This window comes from Nocardiopsis algeriensis, assembly GCF_014203695.1.
GTDB lineage: Bacteria > Actinomycetota > Actinomycetes > Streptosporangiales > Streptosporangiaceae > Nocardiopsis > Nocardiopsis algeriensis.
On the sequence record NZ_JACHJO010000008.1, the window covers coordinates 90852 to 109002 of the forward strand.

An 18151-nucleotide genomic window follows, 5' to 3' on the forward strand; every position below is an offset into this window, starting at 1 on the left:
GCGGGGTGCCGAACACCCCAGGGGGCGAGGACCCGAAGAGAGCAGGATCTCGCGCCGACATGCGGGGTCCGGGCCCTTCGCCCGGAGCGACCTTTCCGAGGTGCGGTTTCCCGTTCCGTGAGGAACGCGGTGGACTGCGGGACACCGCACCGAGGAAGGCGGGTTTCGGAGAAGGGCAGCAGGATCCCCGTCGGCACGCGGGTGCCGGGTTGGAGCAGACGGCCGACCGCCTTCGTTTCCCCGTTCCGTGAGGAACGCGGTGGACTGCGGGGGAGCGGAGTGGCGGCCGCGGCCCGCCCGGTACGTGAGCCGAGTCCTCCCGGGAATATCCGGGGGGACTCGCCGCATTCCGGGGACAGGCCCGTCTCGGAACCCCAAGTGTGACCGAAGTCACCCGATGTGGACGTTCCGGGTGCTCTCCCGCGCCGGTCGGAGGCCCTGAGGAGGTGCTTCTCAGCCGCTTCGCCCGCACTTCGGGCCGACAGCGTTGCACCAAGCGCTTATTCTGCGGATGCCGGTGGGTGCGGCCGCGCTCCGCGAAGCGGAGGCCGACGGGCGGAAGCCCTCCCACCGACCCGTCGACGGGGGAAGGCCAGGAATTTCGGTTACTGTCGGTTTCCGCGGGAGCCGAGAAACCGCGACCGACAGATCACGCAGGGCTAGACGTAGGGGAAGAGCGTGCCAGCCACGAAGGGCAGCGCCGGAAAGAACGGCTCGAAGGACAGCGGACGTCAGGGGGCGGGAACCGCTCTCGTCATCGTCGAGTCGCCCGCCAAGGCGAAGACGATCGCCGGCTACCTGGGGCGCGGCTACGTCGTGGAGTCCAGCATCGGCCACATCCGCGACATGCCCAACAAGGCTGCCGAGATCCCCGCCAAGTACAAGGGCGAGCCCTGGGCCCGCCTCGGTGTGAACGTGGAGCGCGACTTCGAGCCCCTCTACGTGGTCAACACCGACAAGAAGTCGCACGTGCGCAAGCTCAAGGAGCTCATGGCCGAGGCCGACGAACTCCTGCTCGCCACCGATGAGGACCGGGAGGGGGAGGCGATCGCCTGGCACCTCCTGGAGGAGCTCAAGCCCAAGATCCCCGTCCGCCGCATGGTGTTCAACGAGATCACCAAGGAGGCCATCCAGCGGGCGGCCCACAACACGCGCGACCTCAACACCCGCCTGGTCAGCGCCCAGGAGACCCGGCGCATCCTGGACCGCCTCTACGGCTACGAGGTCTCTCCCGTGCTGTGGAAGAAGGTCATGCCCAAGCTCTCCGCGGGCCGGGTGCAGTCCGTGGCCACCCGCCTGGTGGTCGAGCGCGAACGCGAGCGGATGGCCTTCACCCCCGCCGAGTACTGGGACGTCAAGGCCCTTTTCGAGGTCGTCGGCGCGGACGCCGCCGACGGCCCCACGGCCTTCCCGGCGGCTCTGGTCGCCGTGGACGGGACCCGTGTCGCGGTCGGGCGGGACTTCACCTCCGGGGGCACCGTGCGCTCCGACCGCGCGGTGCGCCAGCTCGACGAGGCCGCCGCGCGCGGCCTGACCGAGCGGTTGGAGGGGGCCGACTTCTCCGTCTCCTCGGTGGAGCGCAAGCCCTACCGGCGCTCGCCGTACGCGCCGTTCCGCACCACCACGCTGCAGCAGGAGGCCTCGCGCAAGCTCGGCCTGTCCGCCAAGCAGACCATGCAGGTCGCCCAGCGGCTGTACGAGAACGGTTACATCACCTACATGCGCACCGACAGCACCACGCTGTCGGAGAGCGCCCTCGGCGCCGCACGCAACCAGGTGCGAAGCCTGTACGGGGCCGACTACCTGCCCGACAAGCCCCGCGTGTACGCCAAGAAGGTCAAGAACGCGCAGGAGGCACACGAGGCGATCCGGCCTGCGGGAGACACCTTCCGCACGCCCTCCCAGACCGGGCTGAGCGGCCCCGAGAAGCGGCTCTACGAGCTGATCTGGAAGCGCACCGTCGCCTCGCAGATGAAGGACGCGGTCGGCGAGTCCGTCACCGTGAAGCTGCGCGGTACCTCGTCCGCGGGCGAGACGGCCGAGTTCAACGCGACCGGCAAGGTCATCACCTTCCACGGTTTCCTCAAGGCGTACGTGGAGGGCTCCGACGACCCCGCCGCCGACCTGGACGACCGTGAGCGCCGCCTGCCGCCCGTGGCGGAGGGCGACCCCCTCACGGTGCGGAGCATGGAGGCCGAGGGGCACAGCACCCGGCCGCCCGCGCGCTACACCGAGGCGAGCCTGGTCAAGGAGCTGGAGGAGCGCGAGATCGGCCGCCCCTCCACCTACGCCTCCATCATCGGCACCATCCTCGACCGCGAGTACGTGTTCAAGAAGGGCACGGCACTGGTGCCCTCCTTCCTGGCCTTCGCCGTGGTGCAGCTGCTGGAGCGGCACTTCGGCAACCTGGTGGACTACGAGTTCACGGCGCGCATGGAGGACGTCCTCGACGCGATCGCCCGGGGTGAGGCCGAGGGCCTGCCGTGGCTGCGCCGCTTCTACTTCGGCGGTGAGGGCTCCGAGGGCGAGCGCGAGACCGGGCTCAAGGAGCTGGTGAGCGACAACCTCTCCGAGATCGACCCCAAGGAGATCAGCTCCCTGCCACTGCCGGGCACCGACATCGTGCTGCGGGTCGGCCGCTACGGCCCCTACCTGGATCGCGACGGCACCCGGGTCAACGTTCCCGACGACCTGGCACCGGACGAGCTGACCAAGGAGAAGGCCGAGGAGCTGTTCGCCCAGCCCAGCGGCGACCGGGAACTGGGCACCGACCCGGCGACCGGCCGCACCGTCGTGGCCAAGTCCGGGCGCTTCGGGCCCTACGTCACCGAGATCATCGAGGAGCCGGAGGAAGGCGAGGGGCGCAAGGCCAAGGCGGTCAAGCCGCGCACCAGCTCCCTGCTGAAGTCGATGAGCCTGGACACGGTCACGCTGGAGGACGCGCTCAAGCTGCTGTCGCTGCCCCGCGTCGTCGGCGAGCTCGACGGCGAGGAGGTCACCGCCCAGAACGGCCGGTTCGGCCCCTACCTCAAGAAGGGCACCGACAGCCGCTCCCTGGAGACCGAGGAGCAGATGTTCACGGTCACCCTGGAAGAGGCGGAGAAGCTCTTCGCCCAGCCCAAGCAGCGCGGCCGCCGCACCGCGGCACCGCCGCTGCGCGAGCTGGGCGAGGACCCGGCGACCGGGGCCAAGATGGTGATCAAGGACGGCCGGTTCGGCCCCTACGTCACGGACGGGGAGGTCAACGCCTCGCTGCGCAAGGGCGACGAGGTGGAGAAGATCACCGACGAGCGGGCCGCCGAGCTGCTCGCCGAGCGCCGGGCCAAGGCCCCGGCCAAGAAGAAGGCCCCGGCCAAGAAGCCCGCCGCCAAGAAGACGACGGCCAAGAAGACCACCGCCAAGAAGACCGCTGCCAAGAAGACGGCAGCGGCCGAGAAGGCGCCGGCCCGCAAGACCGGGACTCCCCGCTCGGCCGAGGACTAGCAGAACAGACCGGGACCACCCGGGCACACCCGCCGGTGTGCCCGGGTGGTCGCTGTCGGTGCCCTTCCGCCCCGCGTCCGACCCCGAACGCGGCTCCGTCCCGCCCCTGTCCGGGGACACGTCTTCCGTACTAGGGTGGATCCGCCGCACACGCCCCAGGGTGTGTACCTGCCCCGTCGGACCGCGAGGACGTGCGCGTCCCCGCAAGGGGTCCACCGAACCCAGGAGCACGACGGCCCGTTCCTTCCCCGTTTCCTCACGAATGACCTGAGCGCCATGAGCAGACCTGCATCACCGGGAGCGCCGTCCGAGGCGCACAACGTCCTCGCGATCACACCCTTTCGCCGGCTGTGGATCTCGCTCTCCCTCTCCAGCCTGGGCGACTGGCTCAGCCTCCTGGCCCTGATCTCCCTGGCGGTGGTCTTCACCGCCGACGGTCCGCACCTGGCCCGGTACCTGGCGGTCGCCGGGGTCGTGGCGGTCAGGCTCGCCCCCGCTGTCCTGCTCAGCCCGCTGGCCGGACCGCTCGCCGACCGCCTCGACCGGCGCTGGACCATGGTCGTCGGCGACGTGCTGCGCGCCCTGCTCTACATCTCCATCCCCGTCGTCGGCCTGCTGGCGCCCGGGTCCGGTCTGGTCTGGCTGTTCGTCGCGAGCTTCCTCGCCGAGGTCGTCGCCCTGCTGTGGACCCCGGCCAAGGACTCCGCCGTGCCCAGCCTGGTGCCCCGCAAGCTCCTCGGGCAGGCCGACAAACTGGTCCTGTTCACCACCTACGGCACCGCGCCCGTCGCGGCCCTGCTGTTCGCCGCCCTGGCATCGGTGAGCAACCTGCTCGGCGCCCTGCTGCCGGGCATGGCCAAGCCCGAGGCGGACATCGCCCTCTACCTCAACGGCCTCACCTTCCTCGTCGCGGCCGCCGTCGCCGCCGGACTGCCGATCCCCTCGCACCGTCCCGGCAAGGACGACGAGAGCCCCACCCGGGACAGCCGCATCCTCGCGTCGGTGTGGAACCGGCCGCGCGGAGCGGTCGGCGGTCCGCTGCTGACCGGTCTGACCCTGGGAATGCTCGCCACCGTCGCCGCGGGCGGCGCCGTCATCGGAGCCGGCCGCCTCCACGCGGAGGCGCTGGGAGCGGGCAACGCAGGGTTCGGCATGCTCTTCGCCGCGGTCTTCGGCGGCATGGCGCTCGGTGTGGTCTCGGGGCCGCGGATCCTCAAGAAGCTCAGCCGCCGCCGGATGTTCGGCGTGGGCGCCGCCCTCGCCGCGTTCGTCCTCCTGCCGGCGGGCGCCGTCTGGGACATGGTGCTCACCGTCTTCCTCGTCCTGGCCCTCGGTGTCTGCGCCGGTGTCGCGTGGGCGGCCGGCCTGGCCGTCGTCGCCCGCGAGACCGAGGAGGAGGACCGGGGCGCCGTGCACGCCCACCTCAACGGCACGGCCCGCCTCACCCTGCTGCTGTCCGCCGTGCTCGCGCCGGTGGCCGCCGGGTTCGTCGGCGACCACGCCCTTCCGGTGGGCCCCCTCACCTACGACCTGAGGGGCACCGGCGTCGTCCTGTCGGTGGTCGGCCTGCTGGCCGCGGTGGCCGCCCTGGTGGCCCACCGCCAGGTCAACAAGGGCGACCCCGAGGCCGGACCCGGCCTGATCCCCGAGCTCTTCGCGGCCCTGCGCGGCGTGGCGGTCCCCGTCGAGGGAACCGAGGAGGAGAAGCCCACCGGCGCCTTCATCGTCCTCGAAGGCGGTGAGGGCGCGGGCAAGTCCACCCAGGTGCGCGAACTCACCGTGTGGCTGCGCGACCAGGGGTTCGAGGTGGTCAGCACCCGCCAGCCGGGCGCCACCAAACTGGGCATGCGGCTGCGCGCCCTGCTCCTGGACCGGGAGAACTCGCACATCACCCCGCGTGCCGAGGCCCTGCTGTACGCCGCCGACAAGGCCGACCACGTCCAGCAGGAGATCCTGCCCGCGCTGCGGCGCGGTGCCGTCGTCATCAGCGACCGCTACGTCGACTCCACGCTCGCCTACCAGGGCGCGGGGCGCGAACTGGACCCGGACGACATCCGCCGCATCAGCGACTGGGCCACACAGGGCCTGGTGCCCGACCTGACGGTGCTGCTGGACGTGCGGCCCGAGGAGGGGCTGGCCCGCCTGGGCGGCGCGGTCGACCGCATCGAGGCCGAGTCGGCCGAGTTCCACAACCGGGTGCGCAAGGGCTTCCTCGACCTGGCCCGGCAGGACCCCGAGCGCTACCTGGTGCTCGACGCCCGCGAGCCGCAGGAGAAGGTCACCCGGGAGATCCGGCGCCGGGTACGGGCCTTCCTGCCGGACCCGGTCCCGAGCAACGCCGAGGCGGTCACCGGCATGATCCCCGTGATCAGGAACAACTGACCGGAAGCGGAAGGGGCCCGGCGGCCGCGGAAGCGGCTGCCGGGCCCCCGTGCGTCCGGGCCTGTGGACAGCGCACGCCTGTCGCCCCCGGAACCTATTCTTGAAGAAATCCCGCGGATCCGAGGAGGTAGGGCGTGACGGTCTTCGACGACCTCGTCGGCCAGCAGGCGGCGGTGGCACAGCTGGAACGGGCCGTGTCGGGCGCGGCCGACCTCGTGTCGGGGGGCACCGGCGCGGGGATGACCCACGCCTGGCTGTTCACCGGACCGCCGGGGTCGGGTCGGGCCGAGGCCGCCCGCGCCTTCGCCGCCGCCCTCCAGTGCCGCGACGGCGGCTGCGGCCACTGCGACTCCTGTCACCAGGTTCTCGCCGGAACCCACCCGGACGTGCTCTACGTGCGTCCCAGCGGCCTCAGCTTCGGCGTGGCGGCCACCCGAGACCTGGTCCTGCGCTCGAGTTCCAAGCCCTCGGGCGGGCGCTTCCGGATCGTGCTGTTCGAAGACGCCGACCGGGCCACCGAGGCCGCCTCCAACGCCCTGCTCAAGGCGGTCGAGGAGCCCTCACCGCGCACCGTCTGGCTGCTGTGCACACCCGCCCCCGACGACCTGCTCGTCACCATCCGCTCCCGCTGCCGCCTGGTCACCCTCACCACGCCCGGCACCCGTGAGATCGTCGACGCCCTGGTCCGACTCGACGGTGTGGACGACGCCACCGCCCGGGCCGCCGCGGTCGCCGCGGCCGGCCGGGTGGATCGTGCCCGCCGCCTGGCCACCGATCCCGAGGCGCGCCGGCGCCGGGAGGAGGTGCTGTCCATCCCCGCCAGACTCGACGGCCTGGGCGCGTGCGTCGGTTTCGCCGCCCGCCTCTACGAGATCGCCGAGGAGGAGTCCAAGGCGATCACCACCGCCCTCGACGAGAAGGAGAAGGGGGAGCTGCGCGCCGCGTTCGGCGAGGGCTCCACCGGCAAGGGCGTGGCCAAGGCCGTCCGCGGCTCGGCCGGGGCCATGAAGGAGCTGGAGGAGCGCCAGAAGCGCCGGGCCACCCGCGTCAAGCGCGACTCCTACGACCGCGCCCTGCTCGATCTGGCCGCCTTCTACCGCGACGTGCTCACCCTCCAGCTCGGCGCCGACGTGGAGCGCTCCACGGGCGAGCGCTCCGGAGACCTGGAGCGGATCGCCCGCACCACCTCCCCCGAGAGCACGCTCAGGCGCATCGACGCCATCATGGAGTGCCGCAGGCGCATCGCCGCCAACGTGCATCCCCAGATCGCCATGGAGGCCATGACCTCCGCGCTCCTGGTCGGCTGAGCCCGGCCGCTGCGGACGCGGGGCCGCCGAGCTGCCCGACGTCTGCCCCGAGGAGGCCGTGCCCCGGGAACAGGTACGGAAGCCCCCTCCCCGTCGGACGTCCCGGGCCGAACGCGCCGGGACGCGGTCGGCGGCGGACGTGCACCCGCCCCGCGCGGCTCCGCGGCCGTCCGGACCGGGATGATACGGAGAACACGGTCCGAGAGGTGCGTCCCGCGTGATCGCGGCCGGCCCGAGGGGCTCGCGGCCCCGGGCCGGAGAGGCGCACGGACGCAGGAGAAGACGGCCGGCGCGAACCGGTGCCGGACGATCGCCGTCGCACACACGGGATCGACGACGGCACCGCCGCGCGGACGCGGCAGACGACGAGAGGCGGACACGGGTGGGGACAGGACTTCGGGGAGCGGCGACGGCGGTACTCGCCGGCGCGGTGCTGCTGGCGACGGGCTGTACGAGCGGGGCGGAGGCTCCGGACGGCGGAGAGGCGGGCGGGTCCGCCGCCTCGCTGGAGGGGCTGGACGCCTTCACCGAGCAGGAGCTCCGGTGGGGCGAGTGCGACAGCGGGCCGGCGGAGTCCGAGTGCGCCGTCTACGAGGTGCCCATGGACTACGGCGACCCGGGGGGTGAGCGCGTCGAGATCGCGGTCAAGCGCATGCCCGCCACCGGGGACGAGGTCATCGGGTCGCTGCTGTTCAACCCGGGCGGCCCCGGCGGCTCCGGGTACGACTACGTCGACCACGCCGACTTCATCGCGGGAGAGTCCGTACGCCAGAGGTTCGACATCGTCGGCTTCGACCCGCGCGGTGTCGGCCGCAGTTCGCCGCTCGTCTGCCTGGACGCCGCCGAGCTCGACGAGTTCCTCGGGAACGAGGCCGAGAGCGTCGACGGCGACGGCGACATGTCCGAGCTCACCGAGGCCGGCATCGCGGACATGGAGGAGAGCAGCCGGGAATTCGTCGAGGCCTGCCGCGAGAACGCACCCGAACTGATGCTCAACATGGGCACCGCCGACGTCGCCCGTGACATGGACGTCCTGCGGGCCCTGCTCGGCGACGAGAAGCTCACCTACGTGGGCGCCTCCTACGGAACCCACATCGGCGCCGAGTACGCCGACCAGTTCCCCGACCGGGTCCGGGCCCTGGTGCTCGACGGCGCGGTCGACCCCAGCCAGGAGCAGCTCGACCTGAGCGTCGCACAGGCCACCGGGTTCGAGACGGCGCTGCGCGCCTTCGTCGAGGACTGCCTCGGCCGGCAGGACTGCCCGCTGGGCGGGGAGGACGTGGAGGAGGCCGTCACGGAGCTCGACGAGTTCCTGGCGGGCACCGCCGCCGAGCCGCTCGCCAACAGCATGGACGACCGCGAGATCAACCGTCCCCGCACCGAGCTCGGCGTGCTCGCCGCCCTGTACTCCGACAGCTGGTGGCCGCGGGTCCGCGAGGGTCTGACCGATGCCATGGAGGAGGGCGACGGCACCGTCCTGCTCCAGCTCGGCGACGAGCTCTACAGCCGCTCCGACCGGCAGTCCTACGAGAACTCCACGGCCGCCCTCATCGCGGTCAACTGCTCCGACTCGCCCAGCCCCCGGGACGTGGCCGCCTACGTCGAGGCGGCCGAGGCGGCGGAGGAGGAGTCGCCGATCTTCGGTGCCTCGCTCGCGTGGGGCGCGCTGCCGTGCGCGTACTGGCCGGAGGAGGCCGTCGACGAGGGGGGACCGATCTCCGCTGCGGGGGCCGACCCGATCCTCGTCCTCGGCACCACCCGCGACTCCGCGACCCCCTACGAGTGGTCCGTGGCGCTCGCCGAGCAGCTGGAGTCCGGCTTCCTCGTCACCCGCGACGGCGACGGCCACACCGGATACCGGATGGGCGACCCGTGCATCGACGCGATCGTCGACTCCTACCTCGTCGACCTGGAGGTGCCCGAGGACGGGATGGCCTGCGCCTAGGACCTGCTTCTCGGACCGTCTCGGGCCGCACGGCCGCCGGGCGTCCCCTTGCTGCGTCGGAGGAGCTTGCGAGGCCGACAGCGCTCCCCGCCTTGCGAGAAGGCGCCTGGTCGACCGGGAATGTTGCTGGTGTGGCGCGAGGGGCCTGCCCTTGATGACCTGTTCCCCACATGGTCCGTGCAGCAGCTGAAAACCCGGTTTCAGTCGGACTTCTGGGGAAGGAACCGGATGACGTCACAGCCCTCCCACAGCCTTCCCCGGCCCGATCATGAAGGAGATGCCTGGTCTGCCCGGCCCGATGCCGGGCAGACCGGGGACACCGGTCGAGGTAGGCAGCCCCCAGCTCCTGACAGGGAACACCACCGGCGAACACATGCCGGACCGCGACCTGGGTCCGCAGAGCACCACGCCGCTTCCTGACACGGCAGCAGCAGCTCTTCGGACAGCACGACGGTGCTCTGGGCCCGGCGATGTGCCCGGCACCAGGCCCACCGCACTGTTCGGAAGCACCAGGGCTCCTCAGCCGGTGGTGTTGGAGGGAGGCCAGGACCTCTGAGGAGGTCGGAACCGATCACGACACACGAGTGGGAGACACGGTATGCCGACAGAACCGAAACCGGCGCAGGAGATCGACAACGAGTTCACCGAGACGATCGTCAAGGAGAAGAACAGCGGCTGGGCCTGTGTGATCGTCCCGGGGTCCGGGGACTACTTCGGCACGCGCAAACCGGTGAAGGTGTCCGGAACGATCGACGGCCACGACTTCCAGGCCACCATGCTGCCGATGGGGGACGGGACCCACATGCTCCCGGTCAAGGCCGCTCTGCGCAAGACGCTCAAAAAGGACTGCGGGGACGAGGTCTCCGTACACCTGCTCAAGCGCCTCAACTGACAGAGAAGGACAGGTACACCGCATGACCGAGCACAGTGCTTCCCCGGCCTCTCCCGGCTGGGTCGAAGGAGTGGATCGTCACCGCCGGGGTGATCGCCACCGGCCTCGTGCTCGGCGGTTGGGCAGTCCGGTTGTGGTGGGTCGGGGGAAGGAGGAAGGCCGGTGCGTGAGGGACGCGTACACAGGACTGCCCGACAGGCGTTAGACTGGGCAACGCCTCGCCGCGCCGAGTCGTGCGGCGGCGCGCCGCCTTAGCTCAGTCGGCAGAGCGATTCACTCGTAATGAATAGGTCGTCGGTTCGATTCCGACAGGCGGCTCAGCCCTCGGGCCCGTCCGGTTCTCCGGACGGGCCCGACGTGTTCCCCGGGCGTCGCCGGAACGGGCGGGGTTTCCGCAGGACGACAGGGGGAGCGGGGAACAATTACCCGCGGTGTTCGCTGACCGGTGGCGAACATGGGTAGTGGGCCCGCATGAGTCTTTTGTTCATGGTGTTCGCGCTGCTGGGAGCGATGGTGGCGATCGCAGGGGGGTCCTACGCCCTGCGGCGGGTCGTGGCGGAGCTCGACGAGCGCCGGGCCGGTCCGGAGGTCCCGCCCGCTCCCGCTCCGCCGCCCCACACGGGCGGCTACGTGCCCGCGCCGCGGGAGGAGGACGGCGGCGATCGGCGGGCGCTGGACCAGTAGCGCTACCGGTTCCGGAAGCGGCTCCAGATGACGGTGGCCAGGAACAGGCCCCCTCCGACCACGGCGAGCCAGAACAGGCCCTCGATGAGGATGCCCGCGACGGTGAGGACCAGCCAGATGGCCAGCAGAACCAGGATGAGTCGCGCCATGTCGTCCTCCAGGTCGTGCGGTCTTGTGCAAGATGCCTACCCGGTGTCCCCCTTGCGCACCCGTCCGCATGGCACGCCTCCTTTGCGGGTAGCGGATGCGCAGGGGCTCCTGCTCGATGCGGGGCGCAGACCTGGTGTTTATGAGACTGATGTGTGTTAATGCCGGTTTCTGGGGGAGGGGAATGGCATGAGTCTGGAAGAAGCGTCACGCCAACTGGAGGCCGCGATCCACGATGCGCGGGTGTCGTTCGACTGCATTCTGCTGGAAGAGCTCGACCGGGCCCACATCAACGTGATCACCGCCCGGGCCGCGACGGACGCCGCGGAACAGGCCATTCGGGTGGAGTTGGAGCGGCGGACGGCGGCCGAGCAGGGGTCCTCCGGGCAGTCCTCGGCCGAGTAAGTCGGAAGTAGCCCGCAGGGTATCGAACTTATTTTCGAACCAAGGGTATGCTCGGGGGCATGCCCGAGTCGCTGACGCAGGACTGGCCCGCGAGTGTGCACCCCCCGGGAGCGGACTCCTTCGAGCAGACGGCGGTGGTGTGGCTGTTCGACCTCGTGCCTGCCGATTACCGGCTGCACGGGGTCCTGCGGCGCCACCCGGCGGCCCTGTCCCGCCTGGCCCGCCACTACGTCTCCGCCGCCCTGGCCGCCGCCAGGGAGGGATACCGCACCGCCAGGGTCGAGCTGCGCGACCATCTGCCGCCGCACGCCCTGGACCAGGTGATGAACGCCTACCTGGAGGAGGGGCGCCGCGTCGCGGGGGTCCTGCGCGCGGTGGAGGCGGTGGACGCCGCGCTGCGCGCCTCCGCGCGGGACGGCGGTGCCGAGTGAACCGGTCAGGCGCTCACGCGGACCACCACCGCGACCTCGTCACCGGTGTTCACCAGGTGGTGGCTGTCCCCACCGGCGGAGCCGAGGACCCGGGCCCGGCCCGGCCCCAGCTCCGCGGCGGAGCGCATCTGCCCGTCCGGCCCCGAGGCGATCAGATGGGCGCGCCCGCTCACCAGGAACAGCACCTCCATGCCGCGGGCCCGCGAGGCGCGGGACGAGGGGCCCGGAACGAAGCTGTTGGGTTCGAGCGCCACCGCGCTCACCCGCAGCCGTCCGGCCGCGTACCGGCGGACGGAGCGGGGCACGGACTGCCAGCGCCCCCGCCGCGAGGGCCGCAGGGCCGGGCGGTCCAGTGCGGCCGCGGCGCTCCGGGCCGCGGACACCAGGCGGCCGACCGTCGGCAGGTGCCGTCCGCCCAGGTGTGCGTATCCGGAGGGGCGGCCGGCGTCGACCACGTCGCCGATGCCTTCCAGGGAAACGGCGGTGCGGGGTGTGAGTACAGCGGTGGAGAGAGCCTGCTGGGCCATCGTCGGAAGATCCTTCACGTGTGCGCGTCAGGGCGCGCCTGTGTCGTCGAGGGGCCGCGAAGGGCCCCGGGGAGACCGGCTCCGGACACGGAGCGGTACACGGTCCCGGAGGGAAGCAGGAGAGACCCGCGCCGCGGAACGGACGCGGGGAGCCCGTCGGAGGGCGTCAAGCGCCTCGGAGGCTCAGCGACGACAACACGGACACGCCGCACAGGCCAGGTGGCAGGAGGCCCCGGGGGCCGTGCGAGCCGTGGCGTCGGTGCGGGTGCGCGGATACATGCATGCAAGGAGACCAGCAAGGACCCGGGGCCGTCAAGCGGACCGCGACCGGGTGTGTCGCTCCTCTCACCCTCGGCTTGCCCCGGGTGTGTTGCGGGAGTTGCCACGTGGTGATGACATGGGGGTCCCGAGTACGGCGTGAGGGCTCCGCCGGAAAGGTGACACCCCCCGAGAGCAGTGACAGGAGCGGCCGTCATGGCGTCCATCCGCAGAAGGCGCAGTTGAACCCCGGAACAGCGGGGCTGGGGGCGCGACTCATGGTGCGTGCGCTCGTCGTCGCGGCTGCCGCGGTGATGGCACTCGGCTTCCTCGGCCCCGAGGCCGCGCTGCTGGTCGCGGTCCTGACCGTGCTCACGTTCGTCCTGCTCTGGGCACGCTCCCTGGCCGAGCGCTCCCGGGAGGGATCAGGGCGGAGCAGGCGTGTCGGGGCGGGCGAACGTCCGCTCCCCGACTGAGCCGGTTGCGGATCCGCGACAGGAGAGGGAGAACCGTGCCTCTTTCGACGAAGTGCGGGTGCGGGGCCTCTCCTCCCGCGTAGATTCAGGGGCCATGACGGACCGGGATCTCCTCCATGACCTGTGCTCCGACCGCGTTCCGTCGGCGGAGGCCTACGAGAGGCTGCTCGACGCCTACGGGGAGGAGCTGTACCGACGCTGCGTCCTGTCCCTCTGCGACCGCGACGCCGCGCACGTCGTGCTGCGCGACACGCTGATCGCCGCCCGTGCGCACATCCGCCGGCTGCCCGATGCGGACCGGATGGGCGAATGGCTGCACGCGGTCGCCGAGTCCGAATGCCTGCGCCGGCGGGCCCGCGACCACCGACTGGCGAGGGAATGGGCGCTGCCCGTGAACATCGCCCTGGTGCGGGCGCGGGTGCTCAAGGGCATGGCCGCCCCCGAGCTCGACGGATACCGGGCACACGTCGCCGCCCGTGCCGACAACTTCGGCCGCGACGGCTTTCCCGCGCCGCCGAGCGAGCCGGGCGGGCGGAATCTCCCCTGCGCGCTCGTGCCGGCTCTGACCGGTCTCCTGGTGGCGCTCGCCTGTGCGGCGTACGCCCTGGCCGAAGCCTCGGGGCCCCTCGCGGCGGCCCTCGGCGGATGAGACACTTCGGCCCGGCGGGATGCGTTCCCTACCGGGCCGGGTGCGTGGGACGCCGAACGCTACTTCTCGTCCGCGTTGGTGATGTGCGAGGCGTCGCCGTGGACGCCCGCCTCCTCGGCCCGCTTGACCGAGGCCATGATCTCCAGCTCGGCCTCGTGGCGGCCGACCCAGCTGGCGCCCTCGACGGACTTGCCGGGCTCCAGGTCCTTGTAGACCGTGAAGAAGTGCTCGATCTCGAGGCGCTCGAACTCGTTCACGTGGTGAATGTCACGCAGGTGCTCCTGGCGCGGGTCGGTCGCCGGAACGCAGAGCAGCTTGTCGTCGCCGCCGGCCTCGTCGCGCATGCGGAACATGCCGATGGCGCGGGCGCGGATCAGGCAGCCCGGGAACGTCGGGGCCTTGAGCAGGACGAGTGCGTCGAGCGGGTCGCCGTCCTCGCCGAGCGTGCCCTCCACGAAGCCGTAGTCGGCGGGATACGTGGTGGAAGTGAACAGCATGCGGTCGAGTCGGATGCGACCGGTCTCGTGGTCCACCTCGTACTTGTTGCGCTCCCCCTTGGGGATCTCGATCGTGACGTCGAATTCCATGCTGATATCGGCTCCCATTGCGACTAATGTCGCCGTATAGCTACAAAGTCTGACCGCGACACCGAGAGAAGGGCGGGTGCCACGGGTGCGACCGGTACGAGGTGAGGCACTCCTCACGCTGGCCCTGCTCAACATATTCGTGTTGATTGCCGGGTTTGTCGTCCTCGACGTGGTCGAGGCCAGGCCGCTCCCTGCGGAGCCCCGTCCCGTGACGAGCGCCGAGGGCGTGGCGGCGGCGGAACCCGCGGCCTCGACTCCGGCGGACCCGGAACGGATCGCGGACATCCTTCATGATCCCATGTCGGCGTCCGGGCTCGAGGAGGGACTCTACGGTTACGTCCTCGACGCGGCCACCGGCGAGGCGGTCTTCGAACTCGGGGCCGACACCCCGGCGACGCCCGCGTCGACCACCAAGATCGCCACGGCGGTCGCGGTTCTCTCGGCCGTGGGGCCCGACCGCGTACTGAGCACCGAGGCCCACCTCGACCCCGCCGGCGGCACCGTCGTCCTGCGCGGGGGCGGCGATGCGACGTTGACCACGGACAGGGACCACGCGGGCTATCCCCCGGTCGCCACCCTGGAGGAGCTCGCGGAGAAGACCGCCGCCGCCCTGGCCGGACAGGGGATCGACACGGTCTCGGTCGGCTACGACGACTCCCTGTTCACCGGTGACACCACGGGCCCGGGCTGGAAGCCCAACTACATCACCGAGGGCAGCACCGCCGCCGTCCACGCCCTCATGATCGACAGCGGCCTGATGTACCCCGGGTCGGAGGTGCCCACCCGGGTTCCGGACCCGCCGCTGGCCGCCGCCAAGGCCTTCGCGGGGCAGCTGGAGGACCAGGGGATCACCGTCGAGGGGGCCCCGGTCGAGGCCGTGGCGGCGGGCGACCCGATCGCCTCGGTCGACTCGATGCCCATGACGGCACTGGTGGAGCACATGATGCTGGCCAGCGACAACAACATGGCCGAGAACCTGGGGCGTGTCGCCGCGATCGAGACCGGCCACGACCCCTCCTTCGCCGGGGCGGCCGAGGCCACCCACCAGATCCTGGACGGCCTGGGGATCGACGGGGTCACCCTCTCCGACAACAGCGGTCTGAGCACCGAGAACCGGATCACCCCGCGTGCCCTGGTCGACCTGGTGCGCCTGGCCTCCGACCCCGCTCACGCCGAGCTCAACGCGGCGATCACGGGGTTGCCCACTGCCAACTCGACCGGCACCCTCTCCTACCGGGGACGCTACGACGAGGGCTCCCTGGCCAACGGCGCCGCCGGGATGGTGCGCGGCAAGACCGGCACCCTCAACGGCGTGAGTGCGCTGGCGGGGACCATCCGCGACCAGGAGGGCAACACGTACGTGTTCGCCTTCCTCGCCAACGTCCCGGGTGTCACCGGAGCCCAGCTGGACACCCTCGCCGCCGCCCTCAGCAGCTGCGGATGCTCCTGAGCGCCGGCGAACGGTAGGGGACACCCCTGGGATCACCCGGAATTGGATCCCTGATCCCCGTGCCGACCGACGATGCGTGGGTAGGCTGCCAGTGTGACTGTGATCGACTGGGATGTAGCCGTCAACACCGGTGTCCGCCTCGTACGGCCCGGGCCGCAGGTGGACCTGCCCGACGCGCGGCAGGCCGTGGCCCAGTTGCGCGAGCTCTCCACCGTTGCCGCCGGACATGTACGCGACTTCACCGGGATGAACCCCCTCGTGCCCGCCGGGCCCGCGGCCGTCGTGGACCGCCCCGGCTGGATCAGGGCCAACGTCGACGGGTTCAGGGTGGTCATCGAACCCGTCCTGGAGCAGATGGGCGCACGGCGCCTGAGCGGCAGTGCCGCCGCGAACCTGACCGGTGCGGTCGGTGCGCGCGTCACAGGGGTGCAGCTGGGGGCGCTCCTGGCCTACCTGGCGGGGAAGGTCCTCGGCCAGTACGAACTCTTCCTCCCGCCGGACCCCGACGGGAACCTGCCGACCGGCCGCCTCACCCTGGTGGCCCCCAACATCGTCCACACCGAACGCGAACTCGACGTCGATCCCCGGGACTTCCGCCTGTGGGTGTGCCTCCACGAGGAGACCCACCGCATGCAGTTCACGGCCACACCGTGGCTGCGCGGCTACGTCCAGGACCTGATGCAGGAGCTCCTGCTGTCCTCGGAGATGGACGCGGGCGACCTCATCACACGCCTGCGCGCCGCGGGCGAGGCGGTCGCCGACGCCGTGCGCGGCGGTGAGGGAAACCTCATCACCGCGATCCAGAGCCCCGAGCAGCTGGAGATCATGGACCGCGTCACCGCGGTCATGAGCCTGGCCGAGGGACACGGCGACTACGTCATGGACGCGGTCGGCCCCGAGGTGGTCCCCAGCGTGGAGAGGATCCGCGCCCGTTTCCAGAAGCGCCGCGAAGGCCTCGGTCCCCTCGACCGGGTGCTGCGCCAGGTGCTCGGCATGGACATGAAGATGCGCCAGTACGAAGAGGGCGCCGCCTTTGTCCGGGCCGTCGTGGCCGAGGTCGGGATGGCCGACTTCAACAAGGTGTGGACCTCGCGGGAGACCCTGCCCACCCTGGCGGAGATCCGCGAGCCCTCCGCGTGGGTGGACCGGGTCGTGCGCCCGGCCGCCGTCACGGAGTGAGCGGCCCGCCTCCCGCCGTGGCCGCCGTACGGTTGGCGGTCCGGCGGGCTCTGGCAGGTCTGCCCTCGGGGACCACCGTGCTGACCGCGTGCAGCGGCGGCGCCGACTCCCTCGCGCTGGCGGGGGCCGCCGCCTTCGAGGCGCCCCGCCTGGGTCTGCGCGCCGGGGCGGTCACCGTCGACCACGGGCTCCAGGAGGGCTCGGACGCGCGCGCCGACGACGTCGCCAAGGTGTTGGCGGGCCTGGGGCTGGACCCCGTGGTGGTGCGCCGGGTCGAGGTCGCCGACCGGGGCGGCCCTGAGGGGGCGGCCCGCGAGGCCCGCTACGCCGCGCTCGCGGAGGAGGCCGCCGCCCGCGCCCCGGCGGTGATCCTGCTGGGTCACACCCTCGACGACCAGGCCGAGACCGTCCTGCTCGGGTTGGCCCGCGGCTCGGGTGCCCGCTCGCTGTCGGGGATGGCTCCGCGCAGCGGGGACCACCTGCGCCCCCTGCTCGGGTTGGAGCGCGACACCGTCCGCCGCGCCTGCGACCTCATGGGGTTCACCGCGTGGGAGGACCCCCACAACCACGACCCCCGCTTCGCCCGCTCACGGGTGCGCCACGAGGCGCTCCCGGCCCTGGAGAGGACCCTGGGCCCCGGTATCGCCGCCGCCCTGGCCCGTACGGCCGCACTCCTGCGCGACGACGCCGACGCCCTGGACTCCCTCGCCGGCGAGCTGTACGCCGAGGCGGCGGTAGCGGAGGGGGACCCCGGCCCGGTCCTGTCCGTGCCGGTGCTCCGGAACACCCCCGCCGCCCTGCGCACGCGCGTGCTGCGCCGCGCCGCCCTGGCCGCGGGCTGCCCGGCCGGCGCCCTGAGCGCCCACCACGTGCGCGAACTCGAAAAACTCGTCACGGCATGGCGTGGCCAGGCCCACATCGACCTCCCCGGAGGCATCCGCGGCCACCGCATCGCCACCACCCTCCGCTTCGCCCAGTGAGGGCGCCGGCGGGGTTCTGCAGGAGTGGAGCGAACGCCCGAGGAACGAGGGCGTGAGCGCAGCGACGAAGAACCGCGCCCTGAAGGCGCCCGAACAAGGGGGCTGCGGCCGCAGGCCGTCCGTTGAGGGTGGTGGCGGGCGACGGGCGGGATGAAGCGAAGCGGAGGCCCCAAAGCAAACACAGCGAGGGCGCCGGCGGGGTTCTGCAGGAGTGGAGCGAACGCCCGAGGTGCGAGGGCGTGAGCGCAGCGACGAAGAACCGCACCTTGAGAGCATCCGCTGAGGGTGATGTTGGGCAACGAACAGGCCGAGGCGAAGCGCCGGTCACTCACAAGCCCACCCGCGCCCCAGGGGGTGTGCCGTGAGGGC

General features: G+C 71.8%; 16 protein-coding genes and 1 tRNA gene. 14 read left to right on the plus strand and 3 right to left on the minus strand.

The genetic code is table 11. The features are described 5' to 3' along the window. Positions 1-678: 678 nt before the first annotated feature. From topA to FHS13_RS13990, 7 genes are all read left to right on the plus strand, one after another. The gene (gene topA / locus FHS13_RS13960; protein WP_184292293.1) at positions 679-3483 is read left to right on the plus strand and encodes a type I DNA topoisomerase; all 2805 of its coding nucleotides are present in this window, start codon (positions 679-681) and stop codon (positions 3481-3483) included. Positions 3484-3759: 276 nt separating this feature from the next. After that, positions 3760-5865, plus strand: coding sequence for a dTMP kinase (gene tmk, locus FHS13_RS13965; protein ID WP_184292295.1), 2106 nt, complete (start codon positions 3760-3762; stop codon positions 5863-5865). Between the two features lie 134 nt (positions 5866-5999). Further along, the gene (locus FHS13_RS13970; protein ID WP_184292297.1) at positions 6000-7172 is read left to right on the plus strand and encodes a DNA polymerase III subunit delta'; all 1173 of its coding nucleotides are present in this window, start codon (positions 6000-6002) and stop codon (positions 7170-7172) included. A 382-nt stretch (positions 7173-7554) separates the two neighbouring features. Further along, on the plus strand, positions 7555-9117 hold the full coding sequence (locus FHS13_RS13975; protein WP_184292299.1) for an alpha/beta fold hydrolase: 1563 nt from the start codon (positions 7555-7557) through the stop codon (positions 9115-9117). Positions 9118-9715: 598 nt separating this feature from the next. Next, complete coding sequence (locus FHS13_RS13980) at positions 9716-10009, plus strand: DUF1905 domain-containing protein (RefSeq protein WP_184292301.1); 294 nt, start codon at positions 9716-9718, stop codon at positions 10007-10009. Between the two features lie 245 nt (positions 10010-10254). Beyond that, a tRNA-Thr gene (locus tag FHS13_RS13985) sits at positions 10255-10327 on the plus strand. A gap of 153 nt (positions 10328-10480) precedes the next feature. Further along, positions 10481-10693 carry a hypothetical protein gene (locus FHS13_RS13990; protein WP_184292303.1) on the plus strand — a complete coding sequence of 71 codons (213 nt, stop codon included), beginning with the start codon at positions 10481-10483 and terminating at the stop codon, positions 10691-10693. 2 nt (positions 10694-10695) lie between these two features. Here the strand turns inward: FHS13_RS13990 and FHS13_RS13995 are convergent, their stop codons facing one another. Then, a complete protein-coding gene (locus FHS13_RS13995) occupies positions 10696-10842 on the minus strand; it encodes a hypothetical protein (protein ID WP_184292305.1) in 147 nt (48 codons plus the stop codon). Between the two features lie 187 nt (positions 10843-11029). On the opposite strand from FHS13_RS13995, the gene FHS13_RS14000 reads away from it, so the two are divergent. Then, complete coding sequence (locus FHS13_RS14000) at positions 11030-11245, plus strand: hypothetical protein (protein WP_184292307.1); 216 nt, start codon at positions 11030-11032, stop codon at positions 11243-11245. A 47-nt stretch (positions 11246-11292) separates the two neighbouring features. After that, complete coding sequence (locus FHS13_RS14005; protein WP_184292309.1) at positions 11293-11676, plus strand: hypothetical protein; 384 nt, start codon at positions 11293-11295, stop codon at positions 11674-11676. 5 nt (positions 11677-11681) lie between these two features. Here the strand turns inward: FHS13_RS14005 and FHS13_RS14010 are convergent, their stop codons facing one another. Next, positions 11682-12203, minus strand: a complete 522-nt coding sequence (locus FHS13_RS14010) for a cupin domain-containing protein (RefSeq protein ID WP_184292311.1) — start codon at positions 12201-12203, stop codon at positions 11682-11684. A 536-nt stretch (positions 12204-12739) separates the two neighbouring features. Between FHS13_RS14010 and FHS13_RS14015 the strand changes: the two genes are divergently transcribed. After that, positions 12740-12937: a hypothetical protein gene (locus FHS13_RS14015; RefSeq protein ID WP_246405301.1), complete on the plus strand. Its 198-nt coding sequence runs from the start codon at positions 12740-12742 to the stop codon at positions 12935-12937. Positions 12938-13031: 94 nt separating this feature from the next. Then, positions 13032-13586, plus strand: a complete 555-nt coding sequence (locus FHS13_RS14020; protein WP_184292313.1) for a sigma-70 family RNA polymerase sigma factor — start codon at positions 13032-13034, stop codon at positions 13584-13586. A gap of 59 nt (positions 13587-13645) precedes the next feature. On the opposite strand, the gene FHS13_RS14025 is transcribed toward FHS13_RS14020, so the two are convergent. After that, positions 13646-14173: an inorganic diphosphatase gene (locus tag FHS13_RS14025; protein ID WP_184292533.1), complete on the minus strand. Its 528-nt coding sequence runs from the start codon at positions 14171-14173 to the stop codon at positions 13646-13648. A gap of 76 nt (positions 14174-14249) precedes the next feature. Here FHS13_RS14025 and dacB point away from each other — a divergent pair, with 76 nt between their 5' ends. From dacB to tilS, 3 genes are all read left to right on the plus strand, one after another. Next, positions 14250-15623 carry a D-alanyl-D-alanine carboxypeptidase/D-alanyl-D-alanine endopeptidase gene (dacB, locus tag FHS13_RS14030; protein WP_184292323.1) on the plus strand — a complete coding sequence of 458 codons (1374 nt, stop codon included), beginning with the start codon at positions 14250-14252 and terminating at the stop codon, positions 15621-15623. A gap of 99 nt (positions 15624-15722) precedes the next feature. Beyond that, positions 15723-16802, plus strand: coding sequence for a zinc-dependent metalloprotease (locus FHS13_RS14035; protein ID WP_184292534.1), 1080 nt, complete (start codon positions 15723-15725; stop codon positions 16800-16802). Beyond that, positions 16799-17782, plus strand: coding sequence for a tRNA lysidine(34) synthetase TilS (tilS, locus tag FHS13_RS14040; protein WP_184292331.1), 984 nt, complete (start codon positions 16799-16801; stop codon positions 17780-17782). The genes FHS13_RS14035 and tilS overlap by 4 nt, the downstream gene beginning before the upstream one ends. Positions 17783-18151: the final 369 nt, after the last annotated feature.